Annotated in this window: 19 protein-coding genes; 13 read left to right on the top strand and 6 right to left on the bottom strand. The window is 60.0% G+C overall.

The window, feature by feature from the left end; translation table 11 throughout:
• Positions 1–72: 72 nt before the first annotated feature.
• Positions 73–1,371 (bottom strand): MFS transporter, encoded by a 1,299-nt coding sequence (locus ACMG4M_RS13980; RefSeq protein WP_414430230.1) that lies wholly within the window; start codon positions 1,369–1,371, stop codon positions 73–75.
• Positions 1,372–1,617: 246 nt separating this feature from the next.
• On the opposite strand from ACMG4M_RS13980, the gene cyoA reads away from it, so the two are divergent.
• From cyoA to ACMG4M_RS13945, 7 genes are all read left to right on the top strand, one after another.
• Positions 1,618–2,604: a ubiquinol oxidase subunit II gene (gene cyoA, locus ACMG4M_RS13975; RefSeq protein ID WP_414430229.1), complete on the top strand. Its 987-nt coding sequence runs from the start codon at positions 1,618–1,620 to the stop codon at positions 2,602–2,604.
• A 38-nt stretch (positions 2,605–2,642) separates the two neighbouring features.
• On the top strand, positions 2,643–4,643 hold the full coding sequence (gene cyoB, locus ACMG4M_RS13970) for a cytochrome o ubiquinol oxidase subunit I (RefSeq protein WP_414430227.1): 2,001 nt from the start codon (positions 2,643–2,645) through the stop codon (positions 4,641–4,643).
• Complete coding sequence (gene cyoC / locus ACMG4M_RS13965) at positions 4,636–5,271, top strand: cytochrome o ubiquinol oxidase subunit III (protein WP_272962889.1); 636 nt, start codon at positions 4,636–4,638, stop codon at positions 5,269–5,271. The genes cyoB and cyoC overlap by 8 nt, the downstream gene beginning before the upstream one ends.
• Positions 5,268–5,624, top strand: coding sequence for a cytochrome o ubiquinol oxidase subunit IV (cyoD, locus tag ACMG4M_RS13960; protein WP_035250241.1), 357 nt, complete (start codon positions 5,268–5,270; stop codon positions 5,622–5,624). The genes cyoC and cyoD overlap by 4 nt, the downstream gene beginning before the upstream one ends.
• 140 nt (positions 5,625–5,764) lie before the next feature.
• Positions 5,765–6,475 carry an SURF1 family protein gene (locus ACMG4M_RS13955; protein ID WP_272962888.1) on the top strand — a complete coding sequence of 237 codons (711 nt, stop codon included), beginning with the start codon at positions 5,765–5,767 and terminating at the stop codon, positions 6,473–6,475.
• A gap of 117 nt (positions 6,476–6,592) precedes the next feature.
• Positions 6,593–7,921 (top strand): ATP-binding protein, encoded by a 1,329-nt coding sequence (locus ACMG4M_RS13950; protein WP_414430225.1) that lies wholly within the window; start codon positions 6,593–6,595, stop codon positions 7,919–7,921.
• 3 nt (positions 7,922–7,924) lie between these two features.
• On the top strand, positions 7,925–8,476 hold the full coding sequence (locus tag ACMG4M_RS13945; RefSeq protein WP_297770230.1) for a response regulator transcription factor: 552 nt from the start codon (positions 7,925–7,927) through the stop codon (positions 8,474–8,476).
• Positions 8,477–8,572: 96 nt separating this feature from the next.
• Here the strand turns inward: ACMG4M_RS13945 and ACMG4M_RS13940 are convergent, their stop codons facing one another.
• The 3 genes from ACMG4M_RS13940 to ACMG4M_RS13930 are packed head-to-tail and all read right to left on the bottom strand — an operon-like array spanning position 8,573 to position 9,932.
• Entirely contained in the window at positions 8,573–8,914 is a 342-nt protein-coding gene (locus ACMG4M_RS13940) for a DUF3301 domain-containing protein (RefSeq protein WP_414430224.1), read from the bottom strand.
• Positions 8,911–9,477, bottom strand: a complete 567-nt coding sequence (locus ACMG4M_RS13935) for a DUF1415 domain-containing protein (RefSeq protein ID WP_414430222.1) — start codon at positions 9,475–9,477, stop codon at positions 8,911–8,913. Before ACMG4M_RS13935 ends, ACMG4M_RS13940 begins: the two co-directional genes overlap by 4 nt.
• Positions 9,474–9,932 carry an MOSC domain-containing protein gene (locus ACMG4M_RS13930; protein ID WP_335627789.1) on the bottom strand — a complete coding sequence of 153 codons (459 nt, stop codon included), beginning with the start codon at positions 9,930–9,932 and terminating at the stop codon, positions 9,474–9,476. Before ACMG4M_RS13930 ends, ACMG4M_RS13935 begins: the two co-directional genes overlap by 4 nt.
• A 457-nt stretch (positions 9,933–10,389) precedes the next feature.
• Here ACMG4M_RS13930 and trpE point away from each other — a divergent pair, with 457 nt between their 5' ends.
• From trpE to trpC, 4 genes are read left to right on the top strand one after another with little or no spacing between them, the layout of a single operon-like run.
• The gene (trpE, locus tag ACMG4M_RS13925) at positions 10,390–11,883 is read left to right on the top strand and encodes an anthranilate synthase component I (RefSeq protein ID WP_414430221.1); all 1,494 of its coding nucleotides are present in this window, start codon (positions 10,390–10,392) and stop codon (positions 11,881–11,883) included.
• Entirely contained in the window at positions 11,883–12,485 is a 603-nt protein-coding gene (locus tag ACMG4M_RS13920) for an anthranilate synthase component II (protein ID WP_035250222.1), read from the top strand. Before trpE ends, ACMG4M_RS13920 begins: the two co-directional genes overlap by 1 nt.
• Positions 12,482–13,525 carry an anthranilate phosphoribosyltransferase gene (gene trpD, locus ACMG4M_RS13915; RefSeq protein ID WP_297770248.1) on the top strand — a complete coding sequence of 348 codons (1,044 nt, stop codon included), beginning with the start codon at positions 12,482–12,484 and terminating at the stop codon, positions 13,523–13,525. Before ACMG4M_RS13920 ends, trpD begins: the two co-directional genes overlap by 4 nt.
• Before the next feature lie 14 nt (positions 13,526–13,539).
• Positions 13,540–14,334 carry an indole-3-glycerol phosphate synthase TrpC gene (gene trpC / locus ACMG4M_RS13910; protein ID WP_272963064.1) on the top strand — a complete coding sequence of 265 codons (795 nt, stop codon included), beginning with the start codon at positions 13,540–13,542 and terminating at the stop codon, positions 14,332–14,334.
• Between the two features lie 453 nt (positions 14,335–14,787).
• Here the strand turns inward: trpC and crp are convergent, their stop codons facing one another.
• A complete protein-coding gene (gene crp / locus ACMG4M_RS13905) occupies positions 14,788–15,417 on the bottom strand; it encodes a cAMP-activated global transcriptional regulator CRP (RefSeq protein ID WP_035250214.1) in 630 nt (209 codons plus the stop codon).
• A 300-nt stretch (positions 15,418–15,717) separates the two neighbouring features.
• On the opposite strand from crp, the gene ACMG4M_RS13900 reads away from it, so the two are divergent.
• Complete coding sequence (locus ACMG4M_RS13900; protein ID WP_035250212.1) at positions 15,718–16,143, top strand: OsmC family protein; 426 nt, start codon at positions 15,718–15,720, stop codon at positions 16,141–16,143.
• A 131-nt stretch (positions 16,144–16,274) separates the two neighbouring features.
• The gene (speD, locus tag ACMG4M_RS13895) at positions 16,275–17,081 is read left to right on the top strand and encodes an adenosylmethionine decarboxylase (RefSeq protein ID WP_052043094.1); all 807 of its coding nucleotides are present in this window, start codon (positions 16,275–16,277) and stop codon (positions 17,079–17,081) included.
• Between the two features lie 275 nt (positions 17,082–17,356).
• Here the strand turns inward: speD and coq7 are convergent, their stop codons facing one another.
• Entirely contained in the window at positions 17,357–18,016 is a 660-nt protein-coding gene (gene coq7, locus ACMG4M_RS13890; protein ID WP_035250209.1) for a 2-polyprenyl-3-methyl-6-methoxy-1,4-benzoquinone monooxygenase, read from the bottom strand.
• Positions 18,017–18,128 lie beyond the last annotated feature (112 nt).

The raw sequence follows: 18,128 nt of genomic DNA, 5'->3' as shown, positions 1-18,128 counted from the left end.
CGCGCCTGGATTTCCGGGTGCGGCCTCTTTGTTTGGGTTGGTTCGCACCTCAAGAGGTGCTCCTACAGGTGGTTAATCCTCCGCCTGATCCGACAAGGTCTGGTTCACCGCCAGGGCCAGCAGGGTGCAGATGACGCCGGAGAGCAGGTAGACGGTTACCGACAGCAGGCCGAATTTGGCGGACAGGCCCAGGGCCACCAGCGGGGCGAAGGCGGCGCCGAACAGCCAGGCGAAATCGGAGGTGAGGGCGGCGCCGGTGTAGCGGAAGCGGCGTTCGAAGTTGGCGGTGACAGTGCCGGAGGCCTGGCCGTAGGACACACCCAGTAGGGCGAAACCGAGCAGGATGAAGGTGTCCTGCATGGCTGGGCTACCGCCCATCAACAGCGGGGTGAGCAGGCTGAATACGCCGATGATCGCCGCCAGGGCACCCACGGTGGTGCGTTTGCCGATGCGCGCGGCGATCCAGCCGGAGCCGATGGTGGCGATAATGCCGACGATGCCGCCGACGATCTGTACGGTCAGCACCTGGCCGGTGGTCTGGCTGCCCTGCAGGGCGATCCAGGACAGCGGGAAGATGGTCACCAGGTGGAACAGGGCATAGCTGGCCAGGGCGGCGAAGGAGCCGATGAAGATGTTGTAGCCCTGCTTGCGCACCATCTCGGTGGTGCCGATGGGCTCCAGATCGCTTTCTTCCAGGGCTTCAGTGTATTCCTCGGTGAGCACCAGACGCAGGCGGGCGAACAGGGCGACCACGTTGATGGCAAAGGCCACGAAGAACGGATAGCGCCAGCCCCAGCCCAGGAAGTCCGCAGCGCTCAGGCTGTTATAGAGAAACAGGAACAGGGCGCTGGCGATCACAAAACCCAGCGGCGCACCCAGCTGGCCGATCATGGCGTACCAGCTACGCTTTTCCTTTGGAGCGTTCAGAGCCAGCAGCGAGGGCAGGCCATCCCAGGAGCCGCCGAAAGCGACCCCCTGCATGATGCGGAACAGGGCGAGCAGGGCGATGGCGTAACCGCCCAGTTTCTCGTAACCGGGCAGGAAGGCGATGCCGGCGGTGGCGGTACCCAGCAGAAACAGGGCGGCGGTGAGTTTGATGCCGCGGCCCCAGTGGCGCTGGATGGCCATGAACAGAGCGGTACCAAAGGGCCGCGCCACAAAGGCCAGGGCAAACAGCGAGAAAGAATAGAGCATGCCCTGTAGCTGGTCGACGAAGGGGAAGAACACCTGCGGGAAGATCAGTACCGAGGCGATGCCGTAGACAAAGAAGTCGAAGTATTCGGAAGTACGGCCGATGACCACGCCGACGGCGATTTCATTGGGTGCCACCGGGGCATGGCTGGAACCGTGGGACTGCTGGGGTTGGGACATGTTGTGCGCTCTTGTTCTGCCTGGGCTTCAGAGCCCGTTCAGTGATGGATGCGGATGTTTTCCCGTTGGAGCCATGCTCGCATGGCGAAGGGCTCTGCCAGGTTCGCCATGCGAGCATGGCTCCAACGGTGGGAATAACGCCGCTCCCCTAGCACTTTAAGGCCATGGGACAAAATGTCCAATACCCGCTCCCCATTGCCTTGGCTAGAGTTCCCCTATCCCATAAGCCAACCAGAATAGCCGCCAATGCAAATATTCAAATACTTGCGTGGAGTGTCGCTGACGTTGCTTGTCGCTGCCCTGCTGTCGGGTTGCGATGCAGTCGTGATGTCCCCCTCTGGTGATGTGGCAGTGCAACAGCGGGACCTGCTTGTCTGGTCCACCATCCTGATGCTGCTGGTCATCGTTCCTGTCATCGTGCTGACGCTATGGTTCGCCTGGCGTTACCGCGACTCCAATACAGAAGCTACCTATAAACCGGACTGGACCCATTCCACCGTGCTGGAACTGGTGATCTGGGCGGTGCCGCTGCTGATCATCATCGCCCTGGGGGCGATGACCTGGGTGTATACCCACAAGCTGGACCCTTATCGGCCGCTGGATCGCATTGATGCCAGCACTCCGGTGCCGGCGGATCTGGAGCCGCTCACCGTGGAAGTGGTGGCGCTGGACTGGAAATGGCTGTTCATTTATCCGGAGCAGGGCATCGCCACGGTGAATGAGCTGGCGGCGCCGGTGGATCATCCGATCCGCTTCAAGATTACCGCCTCCACCATGATGAATTCCTTCTTCATTCCCGCCATGGCCGGGCAGATCTACGCCATGGCCGGCATGGAGACCAAGCTGCATGGCGTGATCAACGAGCCGGGCGTCTACCAGGGCTTGTCCGCCAACTACAGTGGTGCCGGCTACTCGCACATGAAGTTCCAGTTCCATGGCCTTAGTGAGGCGGACTTCCAGGCCTGGGTAGAAAAGAACCAGGCCAGCGGCAATACCCTCAGCCGCGAGGTCTACAAGGAGCTGGAAGTGCCCAGCATCAAGGACCCGGTGACACGTTATGCCAGCGTTGATCCGACCCTGTACCACGCGATCCTCAACCGCTGCGTGGACCCGGGCACCGTGTGCATGGAAGACATGATGTACCACAGCGGCCATGGCAAGCAGGAAGCGGATTCCGCTGAAGGGCACGATGCCCATGCCGGCCATGACGCGCATGGAGGCCACCATGAATAAGTGTGTTTCCCCGAATTCAGCCGTAGTAGGTGTCGACCATGTTTGAAAACCTGGACCTGACCAAACTCATTTTTGGCCGGCTCACCTGGGACGCCATTCCGTTCCATGATCCGATCATTCTGGCCACCTTTGCCGTGGTGGCAGTGGGTGGTGTGGCCATGCTGGCGGCGCTGACCCGCTACAAGCTGTGGGGCTATCTGTGGACCGAGTGGTTCACCTCCATCGATCACAAGAAGATCGGCATCATGTACATCATCCTGGGTCTGGTGATGCTGCTGCGCGGCTTCGCCGATGCCATCATGATGCGCCTGCAACAGGCCTTCGCCTTCGGCGACAACATGGGCTATCTGCCACCGGATCACTACGACCAGATCTTCACTGCCCACGGCGTGATCATGATCTTCTTCGTGGCCATGCCGTTGGTGACCGGGATCATGAACTATCTGATTCCGCTGCAGATCGGCACCCGTGATGTGGCCTTCCCGTTCCTGAACAACTTCAGCTTCTGGATGACCACCGGTGGCGCCGTGCTGATGATGATGTCCCTGTTCATCGGCGAGTTCGCCAAGACCGGCTGGCTGGCGTATCCGCCACTATCGGGGATATTGCAGAGTCCCGGGGTAGGGGTGGATTACTACATCTGGTCGTTGCAGATCGCCGGTGTGGGTACGCTGTTATCGGGGATCAACCTGCTGGTGACCATCGTCAAGATGCGTGCTCCGGGCATGAGCCTGATGAAGATGCCGGTGTTCACCTGGACGTCCCTGTGTACCAACGTGTTGATCGTGGCGGCCTTCCCGGTACTGACTGCCGTGCTGGGCATGCTGACCCTGGACCGTTATCTGGGCACCGCCTTCTTCACCAACGACATGGGCGGCAACGCCATGATGTACGTGAACCTGATCTGGATCTGGGGTCACCCGGAGGTGTACATCCTGATCCTGCCGGTGTTCGGTATCTTCTCAGAGATCGTGGCCACCTACAGCCGCAAGCCGCTGTTCGGTTACACCTCCATGGTCTACGCCACCGTGGTGATTACCGTGCTGTCCTACCTGGTATGGCTGCACCACTTCTTCACCATGGGGTCGGGGGCCAGCGTGAACTCGTTCTTCGGGATCACCACCATGATTATCTCGATACCGACAGGGGCGAAGATCTTCAACTGGCTGTTCACCATGTTCCGTGGCCGCATCAAGTTCGATGTGCCCATGTTGTGGACCCTGGGCTTTATGGTCACTTTCGTGATCGGTGGCATGACCGGGGTGTTGCTGGCGGTACCGCCGGTGGACTTCGTGCTGCATAACAGCCTGTTCCTGATCGCCCACTTCCATAACGTGATCATCGGTGGCGTGCTGTTCGGTCTGTTTGCCGGTATCACTTACTGGTTCCCGAAAGCCACCGGTTACAAGCTGGATGAGTTCTGGGGCAAGCTGTCGTTCTGGTTCTGGCTGATCGGTTTCTACTTCGCCTTCATGCCGCTGTACGTGCTCGGCCTGATGGGCGTGACTCGTCGTGTCAGCCATTTCGAGGATCAGTCCCTGCAGATCTGGTTCCAGATTGCCGCCTTCGGTGCGGTGCTGATCGCGGTGGGTATCGCTGCCTTCCTGATCCAGTTGATTGTCAGCTTCCGTCGCCGCGAAGCGCTGGCCGACGAGACCGGTGACCCGTGGGATGGCCGTACCCTGGAGTGGTCTACCTCCTCGCCGCCACCGCCTTACAACTTTGCTTTCACGCCGCGTGTGCACGATCTGGACGCCTGGTGGCAGATGAAACAGCACGGCTTCAAGCGCCCGGAATCCGGCTTTATCCCGATTCACATGCCCAAGGGCACCTGGGCAGGCATCGTGCTGTCGGCGATCAGCGTGGCCTGTGGCTTCGCCCTGATCTGGCATATGTGGCTGGCGGCGGCGGTGACCTTTGTGGCGCTGATCGGCACGGCCATCTACCACACCTTCAATTACGACCGTGACTACTACATCCCCGCGGAGGAAGTAGAACGGATTGAAGCCGAACGAACCAAGGTGCTTGCCAATGTCTGAAGCAACCATGACCGCTGACGTGAAAACGCAGGATGGCCAGCTGGAGTTTCTGGTGAAGGGGGATCACCACCCCCAGAACGGTACCCTGCTGGGCTTCTGGCTCTACCTGATGAGCGACTGCCTGATCTTCGCCGCCCTGTTCGCTACCTACGGGGTGCTGGCGCGCAGCTATGCCGGTGGGCCCACCGGCATGGAAGTGTTCGATCTGTCCCTGGTGGCGATCAATACCTCGTTCCTGCTGTTGTCCTCCATCACCTATGGCTTTGCCATGCTGCAGATGCAGGCCAACCGCCTGAGGGGCACCCTGTTCTGGCTGGCCATCACCGGCCTGTTGGGCGCCGCCTTCCTGGGGTTGGAGCTGTATGAGTTCTATCACCTGATCCACATCGGTGCGACGCCGCAGACCAGTGGCTTCCTCACCGCCTTCTTCGCCCTGGTGGGCACCCACGGCCTGCACGTGCTGTTCGGTATCGTCTGGCTGGTGACCCTGTTGTTCCAGCTGAAGAAGCACGGCCTGATCCCCGAGAACAAGCGCCGGGTGTTCTGCCTGTCCATGTTCTGGCACTTCCTGGACGTGGTCTGGGTGGGTGTCTTTACCTATGTCTATCTGATGGGAGTGCTGCCATGAGTGAGCATACACACGACCACGATCATCACGAGGCGGAAGGCCCCCACGTTAGCCTGAAGGAATACGTGATCGGCTTTGTGCTGGCGGTGATTCTTACCGTGATCCCGTTCTGGCTGGTGATGGGCAATGTGTTTGAAAGCTCTACCACCACGGCGCTGCTGATCCTGTCCTTCATGGTGGTGCAGATCGTTGTGCACATGGTGTTTTTCCTGCACATGAACTTCCATTCGGAAGGGGGCTGGAACATGCTGGCACTGATCTTCACCCTGGTGCTGGTGTTCATCACCCTGGCCGGTTCCCTGTGGGTCATGATCAGCCTGAACAACAATATGATGCCGGGCATGATGGGGTAGCACGGGCTCCCTGGTTTGACGAAACCCGCACCCTGTAGGAGCTTGCTTGCAAGCGAACCCTCTCCCCGACCTGAGAGGTAAAACGGTTCGGCTGCAAGCAGCCTCCTACAGGTTTCTCCCTCGTTTGAAGAGGCATCTCCATGGCTCGTCGGCGTCTTCTTTCTTTCCTGTTTCTGCTGTTTTGTCTGGCGGCCTTTGCAGGCTTTATCGCACTGGGCGTCTGGCAGGTGCAGCGTCTGGGCTGGAAAGAGGATCTGATCGCCCGGGTGGATGTCCGTGTCCATGCGCTACCGGTAGACGCGCCCGGGCAGGGTGACTGGTCCGCCGTCAGTAAAGACTCCCATGAATATCTGCGTGTTCAGTTAACCGGGAAATATCTTGCCGACGGCATCTCGCTGGTAGCGGCGGCCACGGAAAAAGGCCAGGGCTACTGGGTGATGGTGCCGTTGCAGCGGGCGGATGGTAGCTGGATCTACATCAACCGGGGTTTCGTGCCCCAGGCCGAGCGGGCGCAAGCCAGCCGGGGAGACTTTACTCCGGACGGCGAGATTGCTGTGGCCGGCTTGCTGCGTCTCAACGAACCGGGCGGAGGCCTGTTGCGGGACAATGTGCCCGCGAAACACCGCTGGTATTCCCGGGATGTGCTGGCCATGGGGGAGCGGCACGGGCTGGCACCGGTGGCCCCCTTCTTTATCGATGCGGATGCCAGCGACCACCCCGGACCGATTGGTGGGCTCACCGTAATCCGTTTCCCCAATAATCACTTGGTTTACGCCATCACCTGGTTTGCCCTGGCGATGGGTGTGGTCCTGGCGGCCTGGCTGGTGGTACGCGAACAGCGCAAGCGCTGAAGCCGTTTTTTGTAGGAGCTATGCTTGCATGGCGAACCCGCCCTCGCCATGGCGGCCATCATGCCCGGTCCATAACCTCCTCACACCTTCACGCCGAAGTCGGTAAACTGACTCGCCATGGAAAAACTGACAATGACAGCTCCCGCCGGCACCCCGCCCCTGGCGGCCATCCGCCGTTCCAGTGAAGATGTGGCCGGCCGCAAGAACCTGCAGCTGCTGATTCAGCTGCGTTGGATCGCCATGGGCGGTCAGCTGGCCACCATCCTTCTGGTGCACTTTGGTTTCGGCATCACCCTGCCCCTGGGGCAGATGCTGGTGGTGCTGTTTGGTTTGCTGTTGCTCAACGCGGTCAGTCTGCTGCGCCTCAAGCTGCCGAAAAGCATCGGCAATACCGAGCTGTTTCTGTCGCTGCTGATTGATGTGGCGACGCTGACCATCCTGCTGTATCTCAGTGGTGGGGCCACCAACCCCTTTGTGTTTCTTTACCTGTTGCAGGTGATTCTTGGTGCAGTGCTGCTCAAGGTGTGGTCCACCTGGGTGATCCTGATTACCACCACCCTGTGTTTTGCCTGGTTGGCCTGGTCGGGCAAGCCGCTGCCGCTGCCGCTGGATCATTCAAAAGGGCTGTTCAGTCTCTATATCGAAGGGATGATCATCTGCTTTGTGCTTAACGGGGTGCTGCTGGTGATCTTTATCAACCGCATTACTCGCAATCGCCGCCAGCGCGACGAGCATCTGGCGGAGCTGCGCCAGCGCGCCGCCGAGGAAGAGCACATTGTGCGTATGGGGCTGCTGGCCTCCGGTGCCGCCCACGAGCTGGGCACACCGCTGGCCACCCTGTCGGTGATTCTCGGTGACTGGCGACACATGGAGCCGTTCAAATCCGACCCGGACATGGCCCAGGAAATCGGCGAAATGCAGACCCAGGTGCTGCGCTGCAAATCCATCGTCAGTGGCATTCTGCTGTCCGCCGGTGAGGCCCGGGGAGAATCCTCCGAGGAAACCACCGCTCGGGAATTCCTGGATGACCTGGTGAGCGAATGGCGGGAAACCCGGCCAGTGAAGGACTTTATCTACCGCAATGACTTCGGCCAGGACCTGAGCATCGTCTCCGATTCGGCCCTGAAGCAAAGTATTCATAACGTGCTGGACAATGCCCTGGAGGCATCCCCGCAATGGCTGCGTCTGGATGTGCACCGTGACGACGACACCCTGGTGATCTCGGTGACCGACCGAGGTCCTGGCTTCCCGCCGGCCATGCTGGAAAGCCTGGGGCGGCCCTACCAATCCAGTAAGGGACGATCGGGCAGTGGGCTGGGCCTGTTCCTGGTGATGAATGTGCTGCGTACCCTGGGCGGCAACCTGCGCGCCCGCAATCTGGTCCAGGGCGGTGCCGTGGTAATGCTGTCGTTGCCCCTGTCCGCAGTCATCCTGGAAGAGGAATAAGTTGTGAGTGATGTTGATCAACAGACAGAGCGGTTGCTGCTGATCGTGGAAGATGACGAGGCATTCGCCCGTACCCTCAGCCGTTCCTTTGAGCGACGCGGCTATACGGTGATCCATGCTGCCGGCATGGAAGAAATGGATGCCCTGCTGGCAAACCATGATCCGGGTTACGCGGTGGTCGACCTGAAGCTGAAAGGAGAGGCCTCCGGCCTGGCCTGTGTCCAGAGTCTGCACGAGCACAATGAAGATATGCTGATCGTGGTGCTCACCGGCTACGCCAGTATTGCCACGGCGGTGGAAGCGGTGAAGCTGGGGGCCTGTCATTACCTGGCCAAACCCTCCAACACCGATGACATTGAAGCCGCCTTCCTGCGTGCCGAGGGCGACGTGGATGTGGCCCTCACCGCCCGGGAAACCGATCTGAAAACCCTGGAGTGGGAACGCATTCACGAAACCCTGGCAGAGACCGGCTTCAATATCTCCGAAACCGCCAGACGTCTTGGCATGCACCGCCGCACCCTGGCCAGGAAGCTGGGCAAGCAGCGCGTTAAATAACCTCGAAGTTCTCAACAACGCCGCGTAGGAGCGTCGCTCGCGGCGCGATAGCCACCATATGGAATCGCGCCGCCAGCGACGCTCCTACAGTACGGCTCAGTGCAGCTGTTCCGGGTCCGGGGTGTAGCGGTGGGGCGGCAGCTCGACCCGCTGCACCTGGCCGCCTTGCACATAGGTGTGGCCGGGGTAGCGCTCGCCGCCGGTGACGGTGAATTCGAAGCGGTAGATGCGTGTGATGCGCCGTTTGCCGTGGCGGTCTTTCATCAGCGCCAGCTTTTCCAGCCCTACGGTATCATCCAGAAACTCTACCTCTTCCCGTTGGCAAAATCGCCGGGTGTAAATCAACGCCCGTTCGCGGATGCCGTGGGAGCGCCAGAACAGGGCGGCGATTACCACCACCGCCGTGACCAGGCCGATATCTGTCAAATCCAGACTCATGGTTTTTTCCCTGTCAGGTTGCCGAACAGGCTGCGCCACTGGTCGTCACTGAAGCCGTTGAGAGTGGCGATGTTGCGCTCGGGGATCTGTTCCGGGTCCGGGTAGCTGGCCAGGCCCCGGTCCAGGCTGGCTTCACGGAGGATATGCAGGATCGGGAAGGGCGCCCGGTTGGTAAAATTCTCCCGGTCGTCCACCTGCGTATCGGCAAACTGATAGGCCGGATGGAAACTGGCAATCTGATAGGTGCCTTCCCAGCCTTGCTGTTCCAGCAAGCCATCGGCCAGATCGAGCATGTCGTTATAGTCGAGAAAATCCTCCAGCTGGTCGGGGATGATCAGCAGGGTAGTGTCGATCTGCTCGGCGGGGGTGTGATCGAGCCGTTCCAGCTCGTCGTACAGGTCCACCAGCAGGGTTTCCACATTGCGGCTGTCGCTGACGGCAAAGTGAACCTGGCCGGCACCGAGAGGCTTGCGGGCAAAGGGGCACAGGTTGAGGCCGACGACGACCTGCTCCAGCCACTGGCGGGTGGTGCTGATAACGGTTTGCGGTGTAGTGGTATTCATGGGGTCTCAGTCTTGATGCTGTCGCCCACGCGAACCACGCCGCTGGACAGGATTTCACAACGCAGGCCGCCCCGGCCCAGCAGGGCCTTGACCACCTGAGGGGGTGTCAGGTCGCCGGCCAGCAATTTGCCCACCACGGAGCAGGGTTCGCATAGTTCGATGCCGCGCAGGCGGATATCGCCGAGCAGAAATTCCCGGCCCTCCAGGGCATTCAGGTCCACCCCCTCGGTGAGGACATTGCGGCGCAGGGTGTGTGATTCAACCTGCTGTTGATAATCACGGTTGAAGGCAGCGATGGCTTCGGATTCGATCAGGGTAATCTGTTCGGCGGGTTTTGCATTGCGTTTGTAATGCCGGTCGCCAACGATGCCGCACCCGGCACGTAGCTGCACGGCGGGCTGGCTTTCCACAGGGCCGCGGGATTCGCTGGCAGTGTAAAGGGCGAGGATTTTCATGGGGCTCCTGGGTTGAGGCCGGAGGCTAACACAGACATTCAGGCAACAGTCTACCAAAACGCGCTTGAATCCACCGTTGTTAAGGGGGCGATAGCCGTTGGAGCCTTGCTCGCAAGGCGAGGGGTGAATCCGTCCTGGTGCCCACTGAAACCTTCGCCTTGCGAGCAAGGCTCCAACGGGGGCATGGTCTGGGGGGAGTGTCTGGCGTCGGGCGCTATCATTAGCTAGAATTCCCCGAATCTTCACGTTTGAGAAAGGACGTCCCCCTTGGACCGTGCCCTGATCAACAGCTTTGCCTTCCTCTCCGCACCCGCCAGCTGGCGATGGTGACGCTCCCTCTGTGCCTGTGTTGAACGCTTGCACGGACACGCCCTTTTTGCCTTGTTTTTCCTCTACAATTGTTGCACTTGTCGGCCTGTGCGTTTGAATGGCCGAGCGAAGACCAATAGGGACAACCATGTCACAACAGCAACTGGATCGTTATGCCCAAGAGGGCTATACCCGGGTGCCGCTGGTACGCGAGGTGCTGGCGGATCTGGATACGCCGCTGACCGCCTACCGCAAGCTGGCCCAGGGGCCTTACAGCTACCTGTTTGAATCCGTTCAGGGGGGCGAGCGCTGGGGCCGTTATTCCATTCTCGGGCTGCCGGCCACGGAAGTGATTCGCATCACCGGCCAGGCCGTTACTGTCAGTAATGAACAGGGCGAAACCACCACCGAGGTGGTTGACCCGATCCAGTGGATTGAAGACTACCGTCAGCAGTATCGCTCACCGGAAATCCCCGGGCTGCCCCGTTTCAACGGCGGCCTGGTGGGCTACTTCGGTTATGACAGCGTGCGTTATTTCGAGCCCCGGCTGGGCCCGGCGCCCGGCGAGGATGTGCTTGGCGTGCCGGATATCCTGCTGATGCGCTCCGAAGAAGTGGTGGTGTTCGATAATCTGCGCGGTGCCCTGTTTCTGGTGGTACATGTGGATCCCCGTGACGCGGACGCCGGCGAGCAGGCCGCGCAGCGTCTCGACGAATTGCAAACCCTGCTGCGCGCGCCCTTGCCGGAGCCGGAGCATACCGTCTATGGCGAGCCCGTGGACGAGAGCGATTTTCAGAGTGAATTCCCGGAGGAGCAGTTCAAGGCCGGTGTGGAAAAGGTGCGCGAGTACATCCTCGCCGGGGACGTGATGCAGGTGGTGCCGGCCCAGCGCATGAGCTGCCCTTTCAAGGCGCCGGCCCTGGATTTGTACCGGGCCCTGCGCTACCTGAACCCGTCGCCCTACATGTTTTATCTGGATCTGGGGGACTTCCATATCGCTGGCTCCTCCCCGGAAATTCTCACCCGGGCAGAGCAGGGCGCCGTCACCGTGCGACCCATCGCCGGTACCCGCAAGCGCGGTGCCAATGCCGAGGAAGACCAGGCCCTGGAAGCAGACCTGCTGGCCGACCCCAAGGAAATCGCCGAGCACCTGATGCTCATCGACCTGGGCCGTAACGATGTGGGCCGGGTGGCCAAGCCCGGCAAGGTCACGCTCACCGACAAGATGGTGGTGGAGCGTTACTCCCACGTCATGCATATCGTCTCCAATGTGGAAGGCGAATTGCGCGACGGCCTGGGGCCATTGGACGTGCTGCGCGCCACCTTCCCGGCGGGCACCTTGAGCGGCGCGCCGAAAATTCGTGCCATGGAAATCATCGACGAACTGGAGCCCACCAAGCGGGGCGTCTACGGCGGTGCTGTGGGCTATATCGGTTTCAACGGTGACATGGATACCGCCATCGCCATCCGTACCGCCGTGGTCAAGGATCAACGGCTCTACGTACAGGCTGGCGCCGGCATTGTTGCCGACTCCGTGCCCCAGTCCGAGTGGGACGAGACCATGAACAAGGCCCGGGCCGTGTTTCGGGCGGTGAATCTGGCACTGGGTGGTCTCAACCTGGCAGACGGAGGGCAGCGGTAATGCGTGTGCTGATGATCGACAACTACGACAGCTTTACCTACAACCTGGTGCAGTACCTGCAGGAGCTGGGCGCCGAGGTGCTGGTGCACCGCAATGACCAGATCTCCATCGACGAGATTGAAGCGCTGAATCCGGACCGGCTGATGATTTCTCCGGGCCCCTGTACGCCCAACGAGGCGGGCATCTCCATTGCCGCCATTCAGCACTTTGCCGGCAAGCTGCCGATTCTCGGGGTCTGCCTGGGCCATCAGAGTATCGGCCAGGCCTTCGGTGGCAAGGTGGTGCGCGCCCGCCAGGTGATGCACGGCAAGACCTCACCGATCTACCACAGTGGCGTGGGTATTTTCCGCAACCTGCCCTCTCCCTACACGGCCACCCGTTACCACTCCCTGGTAGTGGAAAAGGACAGTCTGCCGGACTGCCTGGAAATGACCGCCTGGACCTGCAACGAGGACGGCAGTGTGGACGAGGTGATGGGCATGCGGCACAAAACCCTGCCCATCGAAGGGGTGCAATATCACCCCGAGTCTATTTTGAGTGAGCATGGCCATGCCCTGCTCGAGAACTTTCTGAACAACGAACAACAAGGGGACGCCGCATGAATATCCAGCAGGCCCTGGCCAAGGTGGTCGAGCAGATCGACCTGAGCATTGAGGAAATGCAGGACGTGATGCGTCAGATCATGACCGGCGGCGCTACTGACGCCCAGATCGGCGGCTTCCTGGTAGCCCTGCGCATGAAGAGCGAATCCCTGGACGAGATCACCGGTGGCGTGCAGGTGATGCGCGAGCTGGTTACCGCCGTGCCGGTGCAGAACCGCCAGTACCTGGTGGATATCGTCGGCACCGGTGGCGACGGCGCCAACCTGTTCAATGTGTCCTCTGCCAGCGCCTTTGTGGCGGCGGCGGCCGGGGCCCGGGTTGCCAAGCATGGTGGCCGGTCGGTGAGCTCCAAAAGCGGCTCGGCGGATCTGCTGGAAACCGCTGGAATCGCCCTGGACCTGACCCCGGAACAGATCGGCAGCTGTGTGGATAACGTGGGAGTGGGCTTCATGTTTGCCCCCAACCACCACAAGGCCATGAAATACGCGGTGGGCCCGCGCAAGGAACTGGGTATGCGCACCCTGTTCAATATTCTCGGCCCCATGACCAACCCGGCCGGCGTGCAGCGTCTGGTCGTGGGGGTCTTCTCCGAGAAACTGTGCCGCCCCATGGCGGAGGTGATGGGCCGGCTGGGCGCCGAGCACGTGATGGTGGTGCATAGCCGGGATGGCCTGGACGAGATCAGCCTGGCCACCCGTACCCATGTGGCGGAATGCCGTAACGGGGAAATCAGCGAATACGAGGTGACGCCGGAAGACCTGGGGCTGGACTCCGATTCACTGGTCGGCCTGGATGTGACCGACTCCGACGCCTCCCTGGCCCTGATTCGCGATGCCTTCGGCAAACGCAGCAGTGACGCGGCCCGCAAGGCAGCGGACATGATTGCCCTGAACGCGGGGGCGGCCATCTATGTGAGCGGCATTACCCGGACTCACAAAGAAGGGGTACGAATGGCCGAAGACCTGATACACAATGGAGAGGCAGCAGAGCGCATGCGTGAACTGGCTCAATACAGCACGGCCCTCACCGCTGCGGACTGATAAGGAGAGCGGTTATGAGCACAGGCACCATTCTCGACAAGATCATTGCCCGCAAGCAGGAAGAAATTGCGGTCGGCAAGAACAACTACACCCTGGGTGAGCTGGAGGCCATGGCTGCCAACGAGCGCAAGTCCCGGGGATTCATTTCCAGCCTGTTTGACCGGGTGCGTGACCACCAGCCGGCAGTGATCGCCGAAATCAAGAAGGCCTCCCCCAGCAAGGGTGTGATCCGTGATGATTTCGATCCGGTGGAGATTGCCCGCAGCTACGAGAAAAACGGCGCGGCCTGTCTGTCGGTGCTCACCGACAAAGATTTCTTCCAGGGTGATGAGCATTACCTGCGTGCAGCACGTAACGCGGTCAATCTGCCGGTGCTGCGCAAGGACTTCATGATCGACCCCTGGCAGATATTCGAGTCCCGGGCCATGGGGGCTGATGCCATTCTGCTGATCGCGGCGGCCTTGTCTGATGAGCAGATGAACGAGCTGTACCACGCTGCACAGCAGGCCGGCTGCGATGTGCTGGTGGAAGTGCATACCGAAGAAGAGCTGGAGCGGGCGGTCAAGCTCAACGCCGAGCTGATCGGCATCAACAACCGCAACCTGCATACCTTCGAGACCAGCCTGAATACTACCCTGACGCTGGCGGAAAAGGTCCCCGGCGACCGTATGATCGTCACCGAAAGCGGTATCCACACCTCGGAAGACGTGACGCTGATGCGCAAGAACGGCATCAATGCGTTCCTGGTGGGCGAGGCCTTCATGCGGGCGGAGGACCCGGGGGCGGCGCTTAAAGCCTTGTTTTTTTAGTTAATAGTGAATAATTAATAGTTAATAGCTGCGCGGGTAAGGTTGGTGCCGCGCAGAGAAGTTTGAGGCCGCGCCCATGAAGAGGGTGCGGCCCTTTGTTTTGGACAGCCCATATCTGCGAAGCCGCTGTAGGAGTTCCCTTTCAGGGGACGAACCGAGCGACAGCGAGGCAATCCTTGCAGATCCAGCCAGACCTCTCGATCCAGTCAGGGCGCCCCAACCTCCCTTCGGTCGATTCCGTGCTACGCACGGCTCTCGCCTCATACTCGCGGGGCACAGAGAGAGGCGCTCCTGCAGGTGCATTCCTCAGTGGATGGCATTTAGTGAGGTAGAGTGCCAGATACAAAAAGGCCGCACCCAGATGATGGGCGCGGCCTCTTGCGTTTAATGACAGAACAACCTGGTCCGCGGCGCTGTTAACTGTTCACTATTAACTATTAACTGTTAACTGCCTTATCTCGTTCCGTAAACCACCATGGTCTTGCCCTTAACAGACACCAGCCCCTGTTCTTCCAGGTTCTTCAGTACCCGGCCGACCATTTCCCGGGAGCAGCCGACGATGCGGCCGATTTCCTGGCGGGTGACCTTGATCTGCATGCCGTCCGGGTGGGTCATGGCGTCGGGCTGTTTGCACAGGTCCAGCAGGGTGCCAGCCACACGGCCAGTCACATCCAGGAACGCCAGATCGCCCACCTTGCGGGTGGTGGCGCGCAGGCGACCGGCGATCTGGGCGGAGACGGCGAACAGGATGTCGGCGTCTTCCCGGGCCAGTTGCTTGAATTTGCCGTAGCTGACTTCGGCGACTTCGCATTCAGTCTTTGCTTTTACCCAGGCAGAGCGTGACGGGTCGTTCTCGAACAACCCCATTTCACCGAAGAAATCCCCTTCATTCAGGTAAGCCATGATCATCTCGCGACCATCGTCGTCTTCGATCATGACCGTCACGGAGCCCTTCAAAATATAGTAAAGCGCATCCGATTCATCACCCGCATAAATGATGGTGCTCTTCGCCGGGTACTTGCGGCGATGGCAGTGGGCCAGAAACTGGTCCAGATTTGGAATAATTTTGTTGCCGTCAGTCATGGGTGCTCAATATTAAGCCAGAAAAATGTCTTAGCTGGTAAGCGTAAGGATATTGCCTGTTTTTATCATTGATGCCAAGGGAACTGGCTCTCACTCTCAATTTTCACAGGCTCAGCGGTGGTTTATGGCTGACCGGCACCGGATCAGCAGGCAATGGGGAGGGCTGCCCGGTGGCAAAATTATCTGCCATCCGGGGCTGTCAGGGGGGTGGCGGCGCCCCCGCGCTATGGTACTCTGCGCCCCCTTTCGGGGCTGGATAAAGGCAGCCTGGAGCGGTGACTGGAACCTGGGAGATCCCCCATGAAAGCAGTGGTTAAATGGCAGGGTGAAGCCTGCTATGAAGCGCAGACAGAAAGCGGCCATACGGTGCTCATGGATGGTCCGCCGGATCACGGTGGTCAGAACCGGGGACCGCGTCCCATGGAGACCCTGTTGCTGGGTGTTGGCGGTTGTTCCTCCTTTGATGTGGTGCATATCCTCAAGAAGTCCCGCCAGGACGTGACGGACTGCCGCTGTGAGTTGACCGCCGAGCGTGTTGATGAGGTGCCGGCGGTATTCAGCAAGATTCATCTGCACTTCATCGTCAGCGGCAATAACCTGAAAGAAAACCAGGTGAAGCGGGCGGTGGAGCTGTCTGCTGAAAAGTATTGCTCGGCCAGCATCATGCTGACCCGAGGTGGTGTTGAGATCACCCATAGTTATACCATTGAGGGGCAGGAAGCTTGATTCCTGCCCGGTCAACGGTCCGGCGCAAGCCGGAGGCAAGCTGAGGCCCTGAGGTCTCGCAAACAGGTAGCCGCAGAGTCTGCGGTGGTGTGTTGGTTTTATTGTGGCGGTGACGCCTACGGGGTACAGCTGTGGTGAAAGATCCCAATCCCAAGATTACGGTTCATGGTTTCAACAACCTGACCAAATCCTTGAGCTTCAATATTTTCGATATCGCCTATGCGAAGACGGAACAGCATCGCAAGGAGTACATCGAGTATATTGACGAGCTGTATAATGCCGAGCGTCTCACCGAGATTCTCACCAACGTGACCAAGATCATCGGCGCCAACGTGCTCAACGTGGCTCGCCAGGATTACGATCCCCAGGGCGCCAGCGTGACCATGCTGATTGCCGAGCATGAGAGTCCGCCGGATGGCACTGACTGGGATGAAGAAGCGCCTGGCCCGCTGCCGGACTCCGTGGTGGCGCATCTGGACAAGAGCCATGTAACGGTGCACACCTACCCGGAATCCCACCCGGATAACGGTATCTCCACCTTCCGAGTGGACGTAGATGTGTCCACCTGTGGGGTGATTTCACCCCTGCGGGCGCTGAATTACCTGATCCACAGCTTCGATTCCGATATCGTCACTGTCGACTATCGGGTGCGGGGCATGACCCGGGATCTGGATGGCACCAAGCACTACATTGATCACGACATCAATTCGATCCAGAACTTCCTCACCGAAGACACCCAGAACGCCTATCAGATGATCGACGTGAATGTGTTCCAGGAGAACATCTTCCACACCAAGATGTTGCTCAAGGACTTCGACATCGACAACTATCTGTTCGGTGCCGGCAGTGACGAATTCGAGAAGGAAGAGCTGGAGCAGATCGAGGAGCGCCTGCGCACCGAGATGCTGGAGATCTTCTACAGCCGGAATATGGGGTAAGGAAGCTTCGAGCTACAAGCTTCAAGCTCCAAGCAAAACAAAAAAGCCGCATCCTCTTGGGTGCGGCTTTTTTGTTGTTGGCTACGAAGCCGCTGTAGGAGCGACTCTTGAGGCGCGAACCGTGCGAAGCACGGAATCGCCCGCAGGGAGATCAAACACTCCAAACCGTGACAGAGTTTCGATAGAAAGATCAGTAGGGTTTTGAAGGGTTGCCTCGCCAAGGCTCGGTTCGCGCCTCAAGAGGCGCTCCTACAGGTGCTTTTTCAGCGCGCCGATCAGATTCTGTAAGTCGTGAACGTCATCACCTTGCTCATCAGTGTCATGGCGTGGCGAACTGGTGGGGGCAGGTCTGCGCCGCCGGCGTCTTTGGCGGTGACGGCGTGTTTGAGTTCGTCGCTTTTCATCTGTTCCAGAATGGCGCGGGTGCGCAGGTCGCTTTCCGGGACCTGGAACAGGTGGGCTTCCAGATGTTTGACCACCTGGTTTTCCGTTTCCGACACAAAGCCCAGGCTCCAGCGGTCGCCGACCAGGCCGGCAGTGGCGCCTACCGCATAGCTCATGGCGTAGAACAGCGGGTTAAGCTTGCTGGGGACACCACCGAGCTCCTGAATCCGCTCCTCGCACCAGGCCAGGTGATCCTCTTCCTCACGGGCTGCTTCCTCCATGGCATGGCGCACATGGGGCAGGCTGGCGGTGCTGGCCTGGCCCTGATACAGGGCCTGGGCACACACTTCACCGGTATGGTTGATGCGCATCAGTCCCAGCACATGACGGCGCTTGTCGGTGGGCAGGCTGCCGGCTTCGGGGGCATCCGGCTCCGCGGACGCATGGGCAGGGGCGCGCTCCGCCTGGATGGTACCCGGCGTCAGGGTGCGCAGGGCGTTATCGGCCCGGGCCAGTAGTTTATCCAGCGGTGACAGTCGACGTTCGGTCATGGCAGATGATCGCTGGCACGCAAACATGCAACATGCTTGCACGCGTGAAAAGTAAGGGACTCCTAGTGTAGCCTAAGAGCGCTTTAATTAAATCACCCTGGGGTGTGTGGGG

This window comes from Alcanivorax sp. IL3 (genome assembly GCF_047495465.1).
GTDB classification, from domain to species: Bacteria; Pseudomonadota; Gammaproteobacteria; order Pseudomonadales; family Alcanivoracaceae; genus Alcanivorax; species Alcanivorax jadensis.
This window is presented reverse-complemented; position numbering and strand designations above follow the sequence as displayed.